Annotated in this window: 15 protein-coding genes; 9 read left to right on the top strand and 6 right to left on the bottom strand. The window is 48.3% G+C overall.

All coding sequences use genetic code 11. The features are described from left to right. Positions 1 to 301 precede the first annotated feature (301 nt). Complete coding sequence (locus K4H25_RS10750; RefSeq protein ID WP_221020508.1) at positions 302 to 2308, top strand: NADPH-dependent 2,4-dienoyl-CoA reductase; 2007 nt, start codon at positions 302 to 304, stop codon at positions 2306 to 2308. Between the two features lie 313 nt (positions 2309 to 2621). Here K4H25_RS10750 and K4H25_RS10745 read toward each other — a convergent pair whose 3' ends face one another. Continuing rightward, positions 2622 to 3533: a recombination-associated protein RdgC gene (locus K4H25_RS10745; RefSeq protein WP_221020507.1), complete on the bottom strand. Its 912-nt coding sequence runs from the start codon at positions 3531 to 3533 to the stop codon at positions 2622 to 2624. Between the two features lie 161 nt (positions 3534 to 3694). Here K4H25_RS10745 and K4H25_RS10740 point away from each other — a divergent pair, with 161 nt between their 5' ends. The 4 genes from K4H25_RS10740 (at position 3695) to K4H25_RS10725 (ending at position 9711) form a co-directional block, all read left to right on the top strand. Continuing rightward, a complete protein-coding gene (locus K4H25_RS10740) occupies positions 3695 to 4690 on the top strand; it encodes an extracellular solute-binding protein (RefSeq protein ID WP_221020506.1) in 996 nt (331 codons plus the stop codon). A gap of 209 nt (positions 4691 to 4899) precedes the next feature. Beyond that, positions 4900 to 6501, top strand: a complete 1602-nt coding sequence (locus tag K4H25_RS10735; RefSeq protein WP_221020505.1) for an ABC transporter permease — start codon at positions 4900 to 4902, stop codon at positions 6499 to 6501. Further along, positions 6501 to 7544 (top strand): ABC transporter ATP-binding protein, encoded by a 1044-nt coding sequence (locus tag K4H25_RS10730; protein ID WP_221020504.1) that lies wholly within the window; start codon positions 6501 to 6503, stop codon positions 7542 to 7544. The genes K4H25_RS10735 and K4H25_RS10730 overlap by 1 nt, the downstream gene beginning before the upstream one ends. Before the next feature lie 94 nt (positions 7545 to 7638). Next, entirely contained in the window at positions 7639 to 9711 is a 2073-nt protein-coding gene (locus K4H25_RS10725; RefSeq protein WP_221020503.1) for a methyl-accepting chemotaxis protein, read from the top strand. 219 nt (positions 9712 to 9930) lie between these two features. Here K4H25_RS10725 and K4H25_RS10720 read toward each other — a convergent pair whose 3' ends face one another. Genes K4H25_RS10720 through K4H25_RS10705 form a run of 4 tightly spaced genes read right to left on the bottom strand, consistent with a single transcriptional unit; the run spans position 9931 to position 12831 of the window. Further along, the gene (locus tag K4H25_RS10720; protein WP_221020502.1) at positions 9931 to 11649 is read right to left on the bottom strand and encodes a SulP family inorganic anion transporter; all 1719 of its coding nucleotides are present in this window, start codon (positions 11647 to 11649) and stop codon (positions 9931 to 9933) included. Next, positions 11646 to 12062, bottom strand: a complete 417-nt coding sequence (locus K4H25_RS10715; protein ID WP_221020501.1) for a DUF6691 family protein — start codon at positions 12060 to 12062, stop codon at positions 11646 to 11648. Before K4H25_RS10715 ends, K4H25_RS10720 begins: the two co-directional genes overlap by 4 nt. A gap of 9 nt (positions 12063 to 12071) precedes the next feature. Continuing rightward, a complete protein-coding gene (locus tag K4H25_RS10710) occupies positions 12072 to 12497 on the bottom strand; it encodes a YeeE/YedE family protein (protein WP_221020500.1) in 426 nt (141 codons plus the stop codon). Next, complete coding sequence (locus K4H25_RS10705; RefSeq protein ID WP_221020499.1) at positions 12487 to 12831, bottom strand: ArsR/SmtB family transcription factor; 345 nt, start codon at positions 12829 to 12831, stop codon at positions 12487 to 12489. The genes K4H25_RS10710 and K4H25_RS10705 overlap by 11 nt, the downstream gene beginning before the upstream one ends. A gap of 81 nt (positions 12832 to 12912) precedes the next feature. On the opposite strand from K4H25_RS10705, the gene K4H25_RS10700 reads away from it, so the two are divergent. The 3 genes from K4H25_RS10700 to K4H25_RS10690 are packed head-to-tail and all read left to right on the top strand — an operon-like array spanning position 12913 to position 14429. Continuing rightward, positions 12913 to 13785 (top strand): MBL fold metallo-hydrolase, encoded by an 873-nt coding sequence (locus K4H25_RS10700; RefSeq protein WP_221020498.1) that lies wholly within the window; start codon positions 12913 to 12915, stop codon positions 13783 to 13785. Between the two features lie 9 nt (positions 13786 to 13794). Then, positions 13795 to 14223, top strand: coding sequence for a thioredoxin TrxC (gene trxC / locus K4H25_RS10695; protein WP_221020497.1), 429 nt, complete (start codon positions 13795 to 13797; stop codon positions 14221 to 14223). A gap of 17 nt (positions 14224 to 14240) precedes the next feature. Beyond that, a complete protein-coding gene (locus tag K4H25_RS10690) occupies positions 14241 to 14429 on the top strand; it encodes a YgaP family membrane protein (RefSeq protein WP_221020496.1) in 189 nt (62 codons plus the stop codon). Positions 14430 to 14523: 94 nt separating this feature from the next. Here K4H25_RS10690 and pbpG read toward each other — a convergent pair whose 3' ends face one another. Continuing rightward, positions 14524 to 15624 (bottom strand): D-alanyl-D-alanine endopeptidase, encoded by a 1101-nt coding sequence (gene pbpG, locus K4H25_RS10685; RefSeq protein WP_221020495.1) that lies wholly within the window; start codon positions 15622 to 15624, stop codon positions 14524 to 14526. A gap of 240 nt (positions 15625 to 15864) precedes the next feature. Between pbpG and K4H25_RS10680 the strand changes: the two genes are divergently transcribed. After that, positions 15865 to 17565: a PHA/PHB synthase family protein gene (locus K4H25_RS10680; RefSeq protein ID WP_221020494.1), complete on the top strand. Its 1701-nt coding sequence runs from the start codon at positions 15865 to 15867 to the stop codon at positions 17563 to 17565. The last annotated feature ends 53 nt before the right edge of the window (positions 17566 to 17618 follow it).

Genomic DNA, 17618 nt, shown 5'->3' with positions numbered 1-17618 from the left:
CAGCATTCTGTAGGAGCGCGCTTGCCCGCGAAAACAATGCCGATATAGGCGTGAATCACCCCAGTTGACCGCGCTTTCGCTGGCAAACCAGCGCCGATAAGTGCAATTTTTGCTGGCAGAGATGGTCATCTAATCAGGATATTCCTTTGCTGCTAATACACATGGTGTCAGCTTATTGTGTGCGCTGTTGGATGGGCTTGGGGCTAAAAGTGTCGTTTAATCGAGACTGAGTGATTAACCCTAATAGTCTAGCGAGGGCGATCTAAGCTAATGTCATTCAAACGATCGTTTGGAGACGGCTGTGCCCTTATACCCGCATTTATTTACCCCGCTTGATCTTGGTTTTACCACGCTAAAAAATCGCGCCTTAATGGGCTCGATGCACACCGGTTTAGAAGAGCACGACGATGCCCCTGAGCGATTGGCGGCTTTTTATGCTGAACGTGCTGCGGGTGGGGTGAGCTTGATTGTCACTGGCGGCATTTCGCCCAATCCGGCAGGTTGCATGTATGTTGGCTCATCGATGCTTAATGAGGCCAGTCAGCTGGCACGGCATATTCCGATCACCAGCGCAGTGCATGCCAATGGCGGCAAGATCGCCCTACAAATTTTGCATACCGGTCGCTATGGCTATCATGCGGATGCGGTGGCACCGTCGGCGATTGCTTCGCCCATTTCTGCTTTTACGCCACGCGAACTCAGCGCCGCTGAAATCGAACAAACCATTGCCGACTTTGCCAATACCGCCAGTTTGGCGCAGCGCGCTGGCTATGATGGCGTCGAGATTATGGGTTCGGAAGGCTACCTAATTAATCAATTTTTGGTTGAACGCAGCAATGTGCGCCAAGACGCTTGGGGTGGCAGCGTCGCCAATCGGCAGCGGTTTGCCATTGAAATCGCCAAAGCAGTACGCGCTGCCTTAGGGCCCAATTCAATTGTGATTTTCCGCATTTCTTTGCTCGATTTAGTCGAGCAAGGCGGCACTTTGGCCGAAGCCATTGAATTGGCCCAAGCGCTGGAATTGGCTGGGGTGACATTACTCAATACCGGTATTGGTTGGCACGAAGCCCGAATACCCACCATTGCCGCAACCGTACCGCGTGGTGCGTATAGCTGGGTAACTCGGGCGCTAAAACCGCACGTGGGCATTCCTTTGATTGCGGTGAATCGGATTAGCACGCCAGAAATCGCCGAAGAAATTTTGGCGCGTGGCGATGCCGATATGGTGTCATTGGCGCGACCTTTATTGGCTGACCCAGAGTATCTGCTTAAAGCCCAAACTGGACGTGCGTTAGAGATCAATACCTGTATTGCGTGTAATCAAGCATGTCTGGATCATGTGTTTGAAGGAAAACCTGCTTCGTGCTTAGTCAATCCACGGGCGTGTAATGAGACTGAACTCAATGTCGTAACGAGCCAACAGCCGAAAACCATCGCCGTGGTGGGTGCTGGGCCTGCCGGATTGATGGCTGCCTTGACCGCCGCGCAAGCTGGGCATGACGTAACGCTGTTTGAAGCTGGGCCAGAAATTGGTGGGCAGTTTGGCTTGGCACAAAATATTCCAGCCAAGGCCGAATTTAGCGAAACATTGCGCTACTTTACGGTGATGTTGGCCAAATTTAACGTTGAAATTCAACTTAATCAGCGGGTCACCGCTACGCAATTGGCAGGCAAGTTTGCTGAGGTGATTGTTGCGACTGGGGTGGTGCCGCGTGTGGCGCAAATCGAAGGGATTGATCACACCAGTGTGGTGAGTTATCCCGATTTAATCTCTGGTAAAGTGCGGCCAAAACAAAAAATCGCCGTAATTGGTGCTGGGGGTATTGGCGTCGATGTTGCGGATTTCTTAGTCAATGGCATGCATACCGAGCGGGAGTATTTGGCCGAGTGGGGTGTTGATACCTCCTTAAGCCACCAAGGTGGTTTAGTTGCGCCGCAAGTACACGATAGCGGTCGTGAAGTTTGGCTACTTAAACGCAGTAAAGGTAAACCTGGCGCTGGGCCAGGCCGCACTACCGGTTGGATTCACCGCATCGGCTTACAGCGCAGCGGCGTGCATTTATGGGGCGGCGTTGAATATTTAAAAATCGATGATTCCGGTTTGCATATACGTCATGACGGCGTTGAAAAATGCCTGCCAGTCGAGCAAATCATTATGTGTGCCGGGCAAGAGTCAGTCAGTGATTTATACGCTCAGCTGCAAGCTTTGCAGCAGTCGGTGCATTTGATTGGCGGCGCGCTTGAGGCGGGTGAACTCGATGCCAAGCGGGCGATAGAGCAGGGCTTTAAACTCGCTCTAACTTTGTAGTTGTGGCTTTGGTAATAAAAACCAGCCTCGTTAGCGTCATGCTGTTCATTCAATAAAGACACTTAGACGCAGAGGCGCAGAAAAAAGCCAAGTCAGAACTTAAACCCCAGTAAAAACCACGGTTTAAGCGGTAATGCCGTTCACTTAAGTCAAGTGAGCGGCATTTTTTCCTTAATTTCATTGCGGGTGTCGCTTTTGACGCAAAGGTACAGAGAAAATCAATCGAAAAACCCTGAATTTCCTCCGCGCCTCCGCGTCTCTGCGCCTCTGCGTTGGCTTTTCAATGTTTGAGTGGTGTCGGCGACTAAATAGCTTAGGTTTTTTGCGTTTCGCCGCCCAGCGCTTCAACTAATTCAGGAATAAACCCGCGTAGCTCACCAATCAATAGCGCCATTTGTGACTCAAAAAGCGCGTCTTGCGTTTCGGCGTCCATATCTTTGACTTCGTCTTTGAGTACGTCAAGCATCGCCAGTGATTTGATCTCTAACGCTTCGGTCAGCGTAAACGTGAGGCGTTCACCAAAAGCTAAGGCTAAACGCGTGGCAATTTTGCCTGCTTCTAAATGTTGGCGAACTTCTTCGCAGTCCATCACTTGGCGTTTAAAGCGGGCAATCGAGCCTTCATCGCCCGGTACTTTAAGCTCGGCATCTTGGCCGATGGTAAACGCTTGGGGTGGTTCGCTCGCCAGCCAATCGGTCATCGCCATTGCTGGGCTGATTTCGGTATCAATCAAGCGGGTTGGCAAGCTGCCGAGCGTTTCGCGCAGGGTTGAGAGTAGATATTCGGCTTTGGCGGCCGATGCCGCATCGACAATGACTAAGCCATTGGCTAAATCAAGCAAAGCGCGATTGGTGCGGCTACGGGTAAATGCACGTGGCAACAACTCATCGGTAATGCGCTCTTTCATTTCGCGCTGTTCTTTACGGCCAACTTTGCGGTTTTCTTCTTGCTCAATATGCAAAACACGCTGATCGAGCTCGTCTTTAATGACGGCGGCAGGCAGTACTTTTTCTTCGGTTTTCAGACTAATCAACACGGCATCTTGGCGTACGAAGGCGAAATCTTCTGGCGCATGACGGGCGGGTGCAACCCAGCCACAGCTTTGCATATCCATGCTGCCGCAAGGCACAAACGGGCGTTTGGCCAACTCGGTGCCAATGGATTCGCTGGTGAGTGCATGATCGGCGCTGAGACGATAAATTTGTAAGTTACGAAACCAAAGCATGGGGCTTTCCTTTATCTGGGTAGGCGATTGTAGCGCTGCTGGCGGCAGACGCAAAATCATAAGCGAAAAAGAGTCGGTTAGCTTTGTATATGATATTGAGAATGATTGCTATTGTGTGCTACAGTGATCGCACTTTACCTTTCTTTTTTTTGGAATGACTCATGATGAAACGCATCGCATTCTCTGTGCTGACCTTGTCTTTGCTGTCGGGCTTTGCTCAGGCAGAAACCGTCACTGTTTATAGCGCACGCAATGAGCAATTAATTAAGCCATTGTTTGATGCGTATACCCAGCAAACTGGCGTTGAAATCAAAGTGTTGACCGATAAAGAAGGTCCATTGATGGCGCGTCTACAGGCTGAAGGCAGCAACACCCCAGCAGATATGCTGATTACTGTGGATGCGGGTAATCTTTGGCAAGCATCGAATTTGGGTTTGTTGAAAACAGTGAACTCAAAAGTGTTAGACGCGAATATTCCAGCGCATTTGCGTGATCAAAAAGGGCAATGGTATGGCCTCTCAGTGCGCGCACGCACCATGTTTTACAACCCAGAGTTAGTGAACGCCGATCAGTTGTCGACGTATGAAGACTTGGCCGATCCAAAATGGAAAGGCAAATTATGCTTACGCACTAGTAAAAAAGTCTACAACCAGTCATTGGTTGCGATGATGATCGCGCAATATGGCGAAGCGAAAACCGAGAAAATTGTTCGCGGTTGGGTGGCAAACTTAGCGACCAATGTATTCCCTGATGACACTAAATTGTTGGAAGCCATTGCTGCCGGTCAGTGTGGTGTGGGTATTGCCAACACCTATTATTACGGCCGAATTGTTGAGAAAGACCCTAAATTTAACGCTAAATTATTCTGGGCCAATCAAAAAGCTGAGGGCGTGCATGTCAATGTTTCGGGCGCTGGTGTAACACGCTACGCCAAAAATGAAGCGGGTGCTTTGAAGTTGATCGAATGGTTGTCGTCGCCGAAAGCGCAAAATATCTATGCCGATAAAGACATGGAATTTCCTGTTAATCCAGCGGTTAAGCCCGATCAATTGGTAGCTTCTTGGGGCCCATTTAAGCAAAACTTAATCAATATGAGTAAAGCCGGTGAATTGCAATCGCAAGCGGTTAAATTAATGGACCGTGCTGGATATAAATAATGTCATTGTAAGTACGACCTCCAGTGAATCTTGCCGCAAAACACGCTGTTGTTTTCGTTCTTAGTGTGTTTTGAGCTTGTTTGTTAAAATGGATATGTCGTACTTCGCTTTCATTTTATTGTAATCAATACGTGGCATATCGCCCGCGCCCGATTACAATTCATAGGCAGCCGTTAATCGGCTGCCTTTTTCATATTTTTGGATTTCTAATGCGTTTTATGTCTCCACGCGGTGCGGTGCTGCTGTTGCCAATTGCATTGCTGACCCTGATTCCGCTGTTGGTGGTGATGGGATCTTTCTTGCATCCCGAGCCTGAAATTTGGCAGCATTTATCTGAATATGTCTTGCCCGATGTACTCAAAAATACCCTGATCTTGATCGTGGGCGTGGGTCTAGGGGTGTTGCTCTTGGGCGTGCCGCTGGCTTGGCTTACCGCCGTATGCCAGTTCCCCGGACGGAAATTTTTTGCTTGGGCTTTAATGTTGCCTTTGGCCATGCCAGCCTATGTGCTGGCTTTTGTGATGGTGGGATTTTTAGATTTTACTGGGCCGGTACAAACGCTATTGCGTGAATGGACGGGCTCGTCGGCGTGGTTTCCGCGCATTCGCAGTACTGGCGGCGTGATTTTGGTGATGTCGTTGGCGTTTTATCCCTATGTGTATTTGCTCGCTAGAAATGCGTTTTTAACCCAAGGTAAACGTGCACTTGAGGCAGCACAAATGTTGGGCATGTCTCGTCCTCGGGCGTTTTTTGCTGTGGCATTGCCCATGGCGCGGCCTTGGCTTATTGGTGGTGTGACGTTGGCGCTGATGGAAACGCTGGCTGACTTTGGCACGGTGTCCATTTTTAATTTTGATACCTTTACCACCGCCATTTATAAATCGTGGTTTTCATTATTTAACCTCACTGCAGCCTCGCAATTGGCCTCTTTGCTGGTGTTGTTGGTGCTACTGATGCTCGGGCTTGAGCGTTGGGGGCGGGGTGCTCGCCGCTATCATGGCCGGATTGTGGCGCGTGAACGGATTATTTTGACGCGCTCGCAAGGTCGTTGGGCCACAGCGGCTTGTACCTTGGTGCTGCTATTAGCGTTTTTAATTCCGATGGTGCAACTGCTAGTTTGGTGTGCTGAAGTTTGGCGTGAGGATTTTGATTCGCGCTATCCGGGGTTTATTTTGCGCTCGATCGGCATCTCTTTGTTGGCGGCATTGATTGTCACTGTATTGGCATTGCTAATGGTGTATGTGCAGCGCCGCTATCCAGCAAAAATCACCTCAGTCTTGGTAAGAATCGCCACCGTGGGTTATGCCGTACCGGGGACGGTGTTAGCCGTTGGGGTGTTTATACCGATTGCGTGGCTAGATAATCAATTGCTGCCCATTGCCCATGCTTTGGGCTTTACGACGTTTCAGATTTTAAAAGGCTCAGTGGCGGTGATGCTGCTGGCTTTGGCGGCGCGGTTTATGGCGGTGGGCTTTCAACCGATTGATAGTGCGATGCAAAGGATTAGTCGTAATCAAGAAGATGCGGCGCGCACCTTAGGGGTGAGTGAGCGCGGTTTATTGTGGCGTTTGCATTTACCGCTACTGCAAGGCGGGGTGATGACGGCGGTGTTGATGGTGTTTGTCGATGTAATGAAAGAAATGCCAATCACCTTGATGACGCGCCCATTTGGTTGGGATACCTTGGCGGTACGGGTGTTTGAAATGACGTCTGAAGGCATGTGGCAAAACGCGGCTTTGCCGAGTTTATTGATTGTAATCAGTGGCTTATTGCCAGTGATTTTATTGGTTAGAAAATCAGAGAGTGAATAATGGCATTGCTACAAGTTGAGGCGCTGGCAGTTTCGTTTGCCGGGCGTAAAGTCGTTGAAGATTTGTCGTTTGAATTACTCGAAGGTGAAATAGGCTGTTTGCTCGGCGCTTCGGGCTGCGGTAAAACCACGGTTTTACGCGCGATTGCAGGGTTTGAACCCTTGCTTGGCGGACAAATTATTTTGGCTGGACGCAAAGTAGGCTCGGCGCAATTGCAAACGCCGGTGCAAGAGCGCGGCATCGGCATGGTGTTTCAAGATTACGCTTTATTTCCGCATTTAACGGTGTCGGCGAATATTGCGTTTGGTTTACCTAAAAAAGACGCTCAGCAAGACGCCAAGAAAATCGCTGAACTGCTGGAGTTGGTCGGCTTAAGCCATGTGGAAGATCGCTATCCGCATCAATTGTCCGGTGGGCAACAGCAGCGCGTGGCATTGGCGCGCGCCTTAGCACCCAAGCCGCGATTGCTTTTGCTGGATGAACCGTTCTCAAATTTAGACGTTGAGTTGCGTGAGCGTTTGGGGCAAGAGGTGCGGGCGATTTTAAAAGCCAGTGGAACCACGGCGATTTTAGTGACGCATGATCAGCGCGAAGCGTTTGCGATGGCTGATCGCGTGGGCGTGATGCACGATGGTGCATTACGGCAATGGGCTGCACCTTATGATTTGTATCATGAGCCGGCGGATCGCTTTGTGGCCAATTTTATTGGTGAAGGGGTGATGCTGCCCGCGCGCTTAAGTGGGCCCAATTGTATTGAATTTGAACTCGGTGAGATTTGCCGTACGGTGCCGATTGAATGTGGTATCGGCAGCGAAATGGAAGTGCTGATTCGCCCGGATGATATTGTGCATGTCGATCACAGTCCGCTCAAGGCCGAGGTCGTGGCGAAGGTATTTCGCGGCGCGCATTTTTTGTACACTTTGGCGCTGCCTTCAGGGCATAAGGTGCTGTCTTTGGTGCCTAGCCATCACAATCATGCGATTGGCGAAGCCATTGGTATTGAGGTGGAATGCGAGCACGTGATTTACTTTCAAGCCGAATAGTGTTCGATTTGCTGTTGCCGTTGATTTGTCTAGGTGAATAGTGCCGTATTAGTTAAAATTAATATAACTAATTACCTATCTCGCTGGATTTCAAATGCTGCACTTAAGCCGTATGAGTTTAAGAACCAAAATCTTGTTGTTTACCTCTGTCGCCATTGTGACTGGTTTTTCGGCAATGATTTTAATTATTGCCAGCAATGCCTATCAATCGGCTAAGGCACAAGGCTTATTGCGCTTGCAAGAACAAGCGCGTGCTTATGCCGATCAAGTTGAAGGTCAGTTTACTGCCGCTTACCAATTGCCGATTAATCTAGCGCTGGCGATGACAGGGATGCAAGCGAATGGTGTTCCTGAGCGTAAAGTACTCGATAACGTCATGATGAGTATGTTGGCCTCGCAACCTCTCGCTTCTGGTTTGTATATGGTGTGGGAGCCCAATGCGCTAGATGGTAAGGACGATGGGTATCGACAGGATTGGCCCAAGCATGATCCTACAGGACGATATACCCCCTATATTGTTCGTAGTGAAGGCAAGATTATTCAAGATACATTATTGGGCTCGGCACAAAAAGCCGCCGCTGAGCCATTTCGAGCCAATCCTTTGCAATATCAAGCACCGTACGAAACTGCCGGCTGGGGCGATTTTTATTATGTGCCTAAGCAGCGCCAGCAAGACACGGTGACTGAGCCAACGTCGTACGATGTAAATGGCCAGCAAGTGTTGCTGTCGTCATTGGTGGTGGCGATAAAAAATGCTGCGGGGCAATTTTTAGGCGTTGCCGCCGTTGATTTGCCTTTGGCGTCTTTGCAAACGAGCATCGGCCAAGCTAAGCCTTTTGGTGTGGGGCATGTGAATTTGATTTCGAATGGCGGTCTGTATGTGGTGGCGCCCGATGCGGCAAAAGCCGGTAAAAAGGTCGACGAGGCGGATTATCCAGCTGGATTTATGGCTGATTTACGTGCTGGCAAAGCGGTGCATTTTGAGCGCGATGGCCTGTTGTATGAATATCAGCCGATCAAAATAGGCAATAGCCAGCAGCCATGGTCTGTGGGGGTGGTCGTACCTGAGTCGGTGGTGGTGGCCGAAGCGGTGTCGGTACGAAACTGGGCGATCGTAGTGGGCTTGATTGCGCTGGTGTTGATTGTTGCGGTATTGAGTGTGGTCCTCAATATCTTGATTGCCCCGCTGCGCCGTTTAGCCATCGCGATGGAAGAAGTCTCTAGTGGTCAGGGCGATTTGACGCGGCAATTGCCGATTCATGGCCAAGATGAAATTGGCCGCACCGCGCAAGCATTTAATCAATTTGTCGTCACGCTACGCGGTATGTTTTTAGATGTTCGCTCGCAAAGCGAAGCGGTTAGTCAGGCCAGCCAGCAATTAGCGGGGCCCGCTGAAACGGTGAAAACATCGTCAATTCATCAGGCTGAGGCAGCGATCTCCACTGCGGCCAGTGTTGAAGAAGTCACCGTCAGTATTCAGCACATTGCCGATTCGGCGCATGATTTTGAACAAACGGCACGTGAAACCGGCAAAGAAACCTCGGCCAGCCAGTTTAAAGTCGATGAAGTGGCGAAAGAAATCGCGCAAATTCACGAAACAATGGCGCATTTGGTGGCGTCGATGCAAAGCTTGAATACCCAGTCTTTGCAAGTGAATCAGATTGTGCAAACGATTAAAGAAATTGCCGACCAAACTAATTTGTTGGCACTGAACGCAGCGATTGAAGCGGCGCGCGCTGGGGATATGGGGCGCGGCTTTGCGGTGGTGGCCGATGAAGTGCGAAAACTCGCTGGGCGCTCGGGGGAGGCAACGATTGAGATTTCTAAAATCGTGAATGCGATTCAAGGCGAGATTCATAAAGCGGGTGATCATATGCAAGTAACTCAGCAGCAAGTGGGCGCGAGCGTACAGTTGTCACGCCAAGCTGCCGAATCAATGAATACGGTTCGTGCTGGTACAGAGCAGATGCTGGTTAACATTGGCGACATTGCCAACGCCACACGTGAACAAGCTGCGGCCAGTACCGATATCGCGCAAAACATCGAGACCATTAGCAATATGTCACAACGCAATAGTGATGCGATGTCTGAAGTAGGCGCTTCGGTGAAAGATTTGGAGAAAATGGCCTTACATCTAAAAACCATTGTGTCTGGATTTAATCTCTAGTCTCGATGCCTAGTTCTCTACACTAAGTGTAAAAAAGCCGTTCATTATTTGAACGGCTTTTTTGTTTACTAGGTTGAAATTACAGGGTATCTCTCTATGGATTATTATTGGCTTGCCTTGCAGTTAAATACCTGATCAATAATCCCTACATTCAACTGGATGTGGATATCATGCCACAGCCACGGTATGCCATTAGCGTCGTAATTATTTAACCCGCAATTAAATACTGAAATCCTCCTCCGCAGGTTCACTCAGTGTTTTGACGGCGATATGGGTGGAGAGAAAAATCGGTCTGGCTAGTTCACCCAGAAATGCACTGTGTTGCAAGGTGTTTTGTACGTGACGTTTGACTTCGGCTAGATGCAGCGTGATGCCTTTTTGCGCCAGGGACTTGCGAAAATCACGCAAAGCTTCGATTGCGCTGACGTCAATTGAGTTTACCGCCGATAGCACCAAAATTAAATTTTTAGCGCCGGGATAATCCAATAAATATCGTTCACATTGCTCAACGACTTGATTGCAATTGCCAAAGTAAAGACTTTCATCGATTCGAATCGCCACAATGTGGGCTGGCATTTCTACTTTAAAAAACCGCGTATTGCGAAAGTGCTCGCTGCCGGCAATACGGCCAATAACCGCAAGATGCGGTTTGCTGGTGCGTAAAATAAACAGCAATAAAGAAACACCTACGCCAATGGCGATGCCGTTAATTGGGCCAACCAGTAAGACGCAGCAAAATGTCAGTAGCCAAGCGGCACCATCGCGGCGATCAATACGCCATGCTGCGCGTAAAGAGGCAGGGCTGAGCATTTTGATGGTGGCTAAGATAATGGTCGCCGCCAATAAAGGCAGCGGCAATAGCGCGATTACATCTTTAAGAAAAAGCAGTCCCAATAGCATCCAAATGGCAGTCATCACGCCCGCGAGTGGGGTGTGCGCCCCTGCGCTGGCATTGACCGCGGTGCGAGAAAACCCTCCGCTCACGGGCATGCCGCCAACAAACGCCGCTGCAATATTGCCGCCACCGAGTGCGATAAATTCCTGATCGACTGAGATTTTTTCATTGCGCTCAGCGGCAATGGTTTGCGCGATGGTGATGCTTTGTAAAAATCCAGCTAAACCAATTAACAGCGCGGGAAGCCAAAGCTGCTCCAGCGCATTAAGGCTGATTTGTGGGCCAACAATGCTCAATCCAGCGCTCGGTAGTGTGCCAATAATTTGGATTTTAGGCTGATCAGTCAGACCAAATTGCAGTACTAAACCGGCCAAAATAAGCACGAACAAAGGCAAAACTCGGCTGATGAGTTGCGCAACTTTGAAGCTCATTCCCCAGCGTTGCAGTAGTGAAATCGTTGGTGCCCCACTGGCCCACAATAAGGCCAAACCAATCAGGCCAAACAGTGTCGGGATGACGCTCAGTTGTTGTAATGCATTAGGGGCGGCGATGAGCCAATCAATCAGATTGCTGCTTTGCCATGAAACGCTGAGTAATGCGCCGGTTTGTGTTAGTGCGATTAATAGCGCCGTGCCGGCACTAAAGCCTTGAATCACTGGAATCGATAAAATCCGCGTGAGTTTACCGAGTTTAAAGCTGCCAAAAGACAGCATAAATAAGCCAGAGATTAAGGTTAAAGTGCTAGCCAGAGCGATATAGCTAGCACTGCCGACTGGCGCGAGGGGCATTAGTGCGGTCGCGGCCATCGCTGACGTAATCGCCATTGGGCCAACCGATTGGGTCATACTGCTGCCTAACAAGGCATAGATCAAAACGGGTGCAATGCTGGCGTAGATGCCCGCCAGTGCAGGTAAACCCGCCAGTTGTGCATAAGCCAAACCTTGCGGGATAAGTAATAAGGCGACAATAATGCTGGCGCCAAAGTCGCCGTATGCTAGCTCACAGCGATAATTGGGTAGCCATTGCAAGATGGGTAATTTCATCTCGCTTGTAACCGATCAAACAGCAGCATGCCGGCCCACATGGCAGCAAAGAAAATAGTCCCACCAATTGATCCTGCGCCAACGGCCACTAAAGCTGGGCCGGGGCAGATGCCCGCAATGCCCCAGCCTGCGCCAAAGGCAACGCTGCCAAGAATGAGTCTGGCATCAATGGTCTGGTTATTGGGTAATTTCATCGCCTCGTGCGTGACTAGGGTGGTGTTACGTTTTTTTGCCAGCGTAAAGAAAATCACCGCTACGCTAATACCGCCGGCCATAACGAAGGCCAAACTCGGGTCCCATAGTCCGGTAATGTCAAGAAACCCCTGTACTTTTGCTGGGCTGGCCATGCCCGCCAATAACAGACCTAGGCCAAAAAGAAGACCAGTAAGCAGACCGATAACATTTAATTTCATCTTCATCGCCTAAAGAATGTGTTTGATCAGGTAGACGCTGACAAAGCCGCTACTCATAAAGGCCAGCACCGCAATCAATGAGCGCAATGAAAACCGTGATAGTCCACAAATACCATGTCCGCTAGTGCAACCATTAGCATAGCGGGTGCCGATACCGACCAGCAGGCCAGCGATGATCAGCCCGGGTATTGAGGTCACCATTGTTAACGACGGCAGCGGCGCAAATAGTTGCCAAACCCAAGGTGAAATCAGTAGGCCCAACACAAATAAAGCTCGCCAAGTGCGATCTGGCGACTTATTCACTAAGCCGCCCAAGATGCCAGCAATGCCAGCGATTTTGCCGGCGAGTAAAATCAGCAAGCCCGCCGATAGACCAATCAAGGCGCCGCCAGCGAATGACGCGAGCGGGGTAAAGTTTGCATAATCAATCTGCATGCGAGGGCTCCGAAGTGTTGCTATTGAGGTCGATAGGGCAATACAGCTCATACAAAACGCTGATTAAGTGTCGAACTTCTTCACTGGCCAGCGAGTAATAAATTCGTTTGCCATCTCGGCGAGTATTTACTAGCCCCGCATTACGCAGTACGGTCAATTGTTGCGATAAAGTCGGCTGGCGAATGTCAAGTAAGTCTTCAAAGTCAGAAACGCATTTCTCTCCCGTGCCCATTTGGCACAGCAATAAGAGGCGATCTTCATTGCCCATGATTTTTAAGGTTTGCGTTGCTTGATGGGCGGCAAGGCGCATGGCTTTCATTGCTTGTGGGTCCATTGTGTCACGCTAGGAATATTGTTTGACTTTATGATATATAAAATAATATTATATGTAAATAAATTTTATCGAGGCGTGGCTATGTCGCAATCATCGGCGCAGGTATTACCTTTTTTTGATCCAAACAGTTTTACTGTCAGCTATCTGGTTTACGATGTGGCCGGTGGTCATGCCGTGGTGATTGATCCGGTGCTCGATTTTGATGCTAAATCGGGAAGAACAACCAGCACGCAGGCGCAAAAGATTGTTGCTGCTGTTCAGTCGCTCAATCTCACTGTCGATTGGATTTTGGAAACGCATGCGCATGCCGATCATTTATCGGCGGCAGTTTGGTTGCAACAGCAGATGGGAGGCAAGATTGCTATCGGACAGGGGATTGAAAAAGTACAGCAAATATTTAAACCCATTTTTGGTTTAGAGCCTGAATTTGTGGCCGATGGTCGGCAATTTGATTATTTGTTTGCTGCGGATGAAGAATGGGGTATTGGTACCCTAAGCGCTAAAGCATTGTTTGTTCCGGGGCATACCCCAGCAGATATGGCCTATTTAATTGGCGATGCGGTCTTTGTGGGTGATACCATTTTTATGCCCGATGTGGGTACTGCACGCTGTGACTTCCCGGGCGGCAACGCGGCAACACTCTACGAATCGGTGCAAAAATTGTATCAATTGCCTGATGCGACGCGCGTGTTTGTTTGTCACGATTATTTACCCGCCGAGCGAGACCAATATCAGTGGCAAAGCAGTATCGCAGAGCAAAAAGCGCACAATATTCACCTGCCATTGTCTTGTACACGCGATGAATTTGTTGCACTACGGCAGGCACGTGATGCTACGCTGGCGGTGCCTAATTTAATATTGCCTTCAATTCAGGTGAATATTCGCGCTGGGCATTTGCCGCCGGCAGATGAGCAGGGACGACAATTTTTAAAAATACCGTTGAATATGATTTAAGGAATAAAAATGAGTTTAATTCTGGCCTGCCCGCACTGCCAAACTAAAAACAAGCTCGCGATTGAGCGCTTGAGTGAGCAGCCACAATGCGGCGCTTGTCATCAGCCTTTGTTGTCCGGCGCGCCAATTTCAGCGACCAATGACAATTTAAGTCTCATTTTAAAACACAGCCCTTGGCCAGTGGTGGTTGATTTTTGGGCGCCTTGGTGCGGACCTTGTCAGAGTTTTGGGCCTACTTTTGCCGCCAGTGCTGCAGCGATGGCGGGGCAACTCTTGTTTGTAAAGGTTGATACCGAAGCGTACCCGGCATTAGGGCAACAATATCGGGTACGTAGTATTCCCACGCTGTTGGTCGCAGAGGGTGGGACAGAACTTGAGCGAGTGTCTGGTGCTTTGTCGGCCGGACAGTTTAAGGCGTGGTTGCAGCAGTTTTTATAAACTGAAGGAGAAGAATCATGAATGTCGGTGGTTTGGATCGTACTCTGCGGGTGCTCGTTGGTGCCGTATTGATTTTGGCGACGCTATTGGGCTGGATCGGTGTCTGGGGCTGGATTGGTATTGTGCCTTTAGCGACGGGGATATTTCGGTATTGTCCTTTGTATCGGCTCTTTGGCTTTAATTCCTGCCCGCTAAAGCCGAGATAATTAGGCGTTAGCGTGTAGCTGCTTGATCAATTTTTGCGTTACAAAATAAAAAGCACCAATATAAAATTGGTGCTTTTTATTTTAAAAATTTAAATTATCCCGCGCGTAATTTGGCTAGTGGGCTGGTTTCAATCCATTTACGAATACGCTGTGCATCGCCAATTCGAGTATATTTACCGTTCGAATCCATCAGCACAATCACCACTGGTTTACCATTAATCATGGCCTGCATCACAATGCAGCGACCCGCTTCATTAATAAATCCCGTTTTAGAAACGCCAATATCCCAATCGCTGTCTTTAACTAAAGGGTTGGTATTGCGAAAAGTCATCATGCTGCCATTTTTGTTGGACGCAAAGGTGTATTCGCTAGAGGTGGAAAACTGATGAATTTCAGGATAACGCTGCGCAGCTTTAACCATTAAACCCAATTCCCGCGCCGAAGATACATTGCTCGGGTTTAGTCCGGTTGAGTCATAAAAGCGCGAGTTGCGCATACCCAGTTGCTGGGCTTTTTCGTTCATTTTGCGAATAAATGCATCCTTGCCGCCAGGGAAGTGATGACTAAGCGTTGATGCGGCACGATTTTCTGATGACATTAGCGCTAATAACAGCATTTCGCCACGAGTCAGCGTGGTGCCGACCGAGAGTCTTGAACTGGTGTTTTTGAGCGTGTCGATATCCGCTTCAGTAATGCTAATTAATTCATTCAGTGGTAAACGTGCATCAAGTACAACCATCGCGGTCATTAATTTGGTAATGGATGCAATTGGAATGATGCTGTCGGCGTTTTTTTCGTATAAAACTTCGCCCGATTGCTGATTTAATACCAGTACACCACTGGATTGAACGCCAGGATTATCGGCGTCCATGCGTGCGGCGATGGTGCGGGTGACTTGAACGTCTTGCCGGGCATTGGCAATGGCTAATTTTGAAACATTGGATTTACGGCTGGTGTAGGTGACTTTGCTTTTGTTGGTTTTATTGGTTTTAGCGCTACTGGTTTTGGTGGTTTTTTTCTTAGAAGCTGTTGTTTTTGATGGTTTTTTTTGCGCACTAGTCGTGGCTTTTTTGGTGGTCTTTTTTGCGCTGCTCGAAGGCGTTTCTTTGGTTTTTTCTGCGCTATAAGCAAGCGGGGTGTAGGCAATTACACTAGCACTAATCAGCACACATAATGAATTTATAAGCTTAGACATCAATCTTCCCCAACCTATTCGGGTTGTGCATTAGTAATCGGTAATTTATTTTACTGAATAGAATGAAAAATGTCATGTTAAATCAAGTAGTAGTCGTGTTTTTTCAATGCAACAACTGAGGAGTAGCAAAGCTTGCAAACTTTGTTAGACTACGATAATGTTGCATTGCAATAAAATAGAGCGTGTCAATTAATCTGCAGAATAAATTCGGAGCAATACACTGTGTTAAATAACCCCGCTATGGACACTTTTTTTCAGCAAATTACTGAAGCACATCGCCAGTGGACCCAAAACTGGGTTAATTCACAGCCGAATGCCGAGACGATTGATCCGATGCATGCGATGAATGATTTGGCGCAAAAAATGAGCCCAGTGCATAGTGCATGGTTGGGATCACAATCACAGTTCTATCAACAGCAGCTTGATTTATGGCTGGGTTTAATTGGCGCTAAGCCAGCAGCTAAAGTGGCTGAACTAGAAAAAAATGATCGGCGATTTAATTCGCCAGAATGGGATGCGCCACTATTTGACTATATTCGCCAAAATTATTTAGTAACGTCTAGATGGTTGCTGGAAATGGTCGGTGCAGCCAATAGCGATGATGCCAGTAAAGAGAAGGCAGCATTTTTTACTCGGCAGTATTTAGATGCAATGAGCCCCGCTAACTTTGCATTTACTAATCCAGAAGTGATGAAGCTTGCGCTAGAAACGAAAGGCGAAAGTTTGCAAGAAGGTATGAAAAAACTCATGGCGGATATGCAAAAAGGCGCCATTACCATGACCGATGAAAGTCAATTTGCGATTGGTGAAAATTTAGCGATGACGCCGGGTGAAGTGATTTTTGAGAATGAATTATTTCAACTGATTCAATATACGCCCACCACGCCTAAAGTGTATAGCCGTCCATTATTGGTGATTCCGCCGTGCGTGAATAAATACTACATTATGGATTTACAACCGGCTAATTCGATGATGGCTTATATTGTGAGCCAAGGCTACAGTACCTTTTTAATCTCTTGGAAGTCGATTGAAGCGAATCAAGGTCATTTGCAATGGGATGATTATATTGAGTCGGGCGTCATTAAAGCCACCGAGGTGGTACGAGCTATTAGTAAAGCTGAAAAAATCAACGCATTGTCATTTTGTATTGGTGGTGAGTTATTAACCACGGCGATGCCAGTATTGCAAGCACGTGGTTTGGATTGGTTTGAGTCAATTACTTTGATGACCGTGATGCTCGATCACACTGATCCGGGTGAAATTAAACACTTTATTGATTGGAAGTTGATTCGTCAGCGAGAGTCTCAAGTTGAAGGCGTGATTGACGGCAAAGAATTGGCGAAAACATTTTCCGCACTGCGTGCGAATGATTTGGTTTGGAATTATGTGGTAAATAATTACCTTAAAGGCAAAAATCCACCACCGTTTGATTTGCTGTATTGGAATAGTGATTCGGCCAACTTGTCGCTGCCAATGCATACCTTCTTTTTACGCAATATGTATTTAGAGAATAATTTAACTAAACCTAATTCCTTTAGTTTGTGTGGCACACCGATTGATTTAACAACAATTAAAGTGCCAGCATATATTTTTGCTGCGCGTGAAGATCACATCGTGCCTTGGCATTCCGCTTTTTTAAGTACTCGCATTTTGCAAGGACCAAAACGGTTTGTGTTGGGCGCATCAGGGCATATTGCTGGCGCGATTAATCCGGTTTCGACCAATAAGCGCAATTATTGGGTAAATGAAAATACCGATCAAGATGCCGATGCGTGGTTAGAACAAGCCGAGTCTCGTCCAGGTAGCTGGTGGCAAGATTGGGCAGCTTGGCTAGCACCACAATCGGGTTCACAAGTGGCCGCGCCTAAAAAATTGGGTAACACTCAATATAAAATGATTGAAGCTGCGCCTGGCCGTTATGTGAAGGCACGTGTGGTATAAATCTGATTTTTTGAGAGAGCAAGGCGATTAGCCTTGCTTTTTTATTACGTATT

This window comes from Deefgea piscis (assembly GCF_019665785.1).
GTDB lineage: Bacteria > Pseudomonadota > Gammaproteobacteria > Burkholderiales > Chitinibacteraceae > Deefgea.
This window is presented reverse-complemented; position numbering and strand designations above follow the sequence as displayed.

What these genes read in the sequence shown, in the direction of transcription:
- trxC (WP_221020497.1), top strand. Translation starts at nt 13,795, where the DNA reads ATGAGTTTAATTCTGGCCTGCCCGCACTGCCAAACTAAAAACAAGCTC.
- K4H25_RS10730 (WP_221020504.1), top strand. Translation starts at nt 6,501, where the DNA reads ATGGCATTGCTACAAGTTGAGGCGCTGGCAGTTTCGTTTGCCGGGCGT.
- K4H25_RS10720 (WP_221020502.1), bottom strand. Translation starts at nt 11,649, where the DNA reads ATGAAATTACCCATCTTGCAATGGCTACCCAATTATCGCTGTGAGCTA.
- K4H25_RS10680 (WP_221020494.1), top strand. Translation starts at nt 15,865, where the DNA reads ATGGACACTTTTTTTCAGCAAATTACTGAAGCACATCGCCAGTGGACC.
- K4H25_RS10710 (WP_221020500.1), bottom strand. Translation starts at nt 12,497, where the DNA reads ATGCAGATTGATTATGCAAACTTTACCCCGCTCGCGTCATTCGCTGGC.
- K4H25_RS10700 (WP_221020498.1), top strand. Translation starts at nt 12,913, where the DNA reads ATGTCGCAATCATCGGCGCAGGTATTACCTTTTTTTGATCCAAACAGT.
- K4H25_RS10725 (WP_221020503.1), top strand. Translation starts at nt 7,639, where the DNA reads ATGCTGCACTTAAGCCGTATGAGTTTAAGAACCAAAATCTTGTTGTTT.
- K4H25_RS10735 (WP_221020505.1), top strand. Translation starts at nt 4,900, where the DNA reads ATGCGTTTTATGTCTCCACGCGGTGCGGTGCTGCTGTTGCCAATTGCA.
- K4H25_RS10690 (WP_221020496.1), top strand. Translation starts at nt 14,241, where the DNA reads ATGAATGTCGGTGGTTTGGATCGTACTCTGCGGGTGCTCGTTGGTGCC.
- K4H25_RS10715 (WP_221020501.1), bottom strand. Translation starts at nt 12,062, where the DNA reads ATGAAATTAAATGTTATCGGTCTGCTTACTGGTCTTCTTTTTGGCCTA.
- K4H25_RS10745 (WP_221020507.1), bottom strand. Translation starts at nt 3,533, where the DNA reads ATGCTTTGGTTTCGTAACTTACAAATTTATCGTCTCAGCGCCGATCAT.
- pbpG (WP_221020495.1), bottom strand. Translation starts at nt 15,624, where the DNA reads ATGTCTAAGCTTATAAATTCATTATGTGTGCTGATTAGTGCTAGTGTA.
- K4H25_RS10705 (WP_221020499.1), bottom strand. Translation starts at nt 12,831, where the DNA reads ATGGACCCACAAGCAATGAAAGCCATGCGCCTTGCCGCCCATCAAGCA.
- K4H25_RS10740 (WP_221020506.1), top strand. Translation starts at nt 3,695, where the DNA reads ATGATGAAACGCATCGCATTCTCTGTGCTGACCTTGTCTTTGCTGTCG.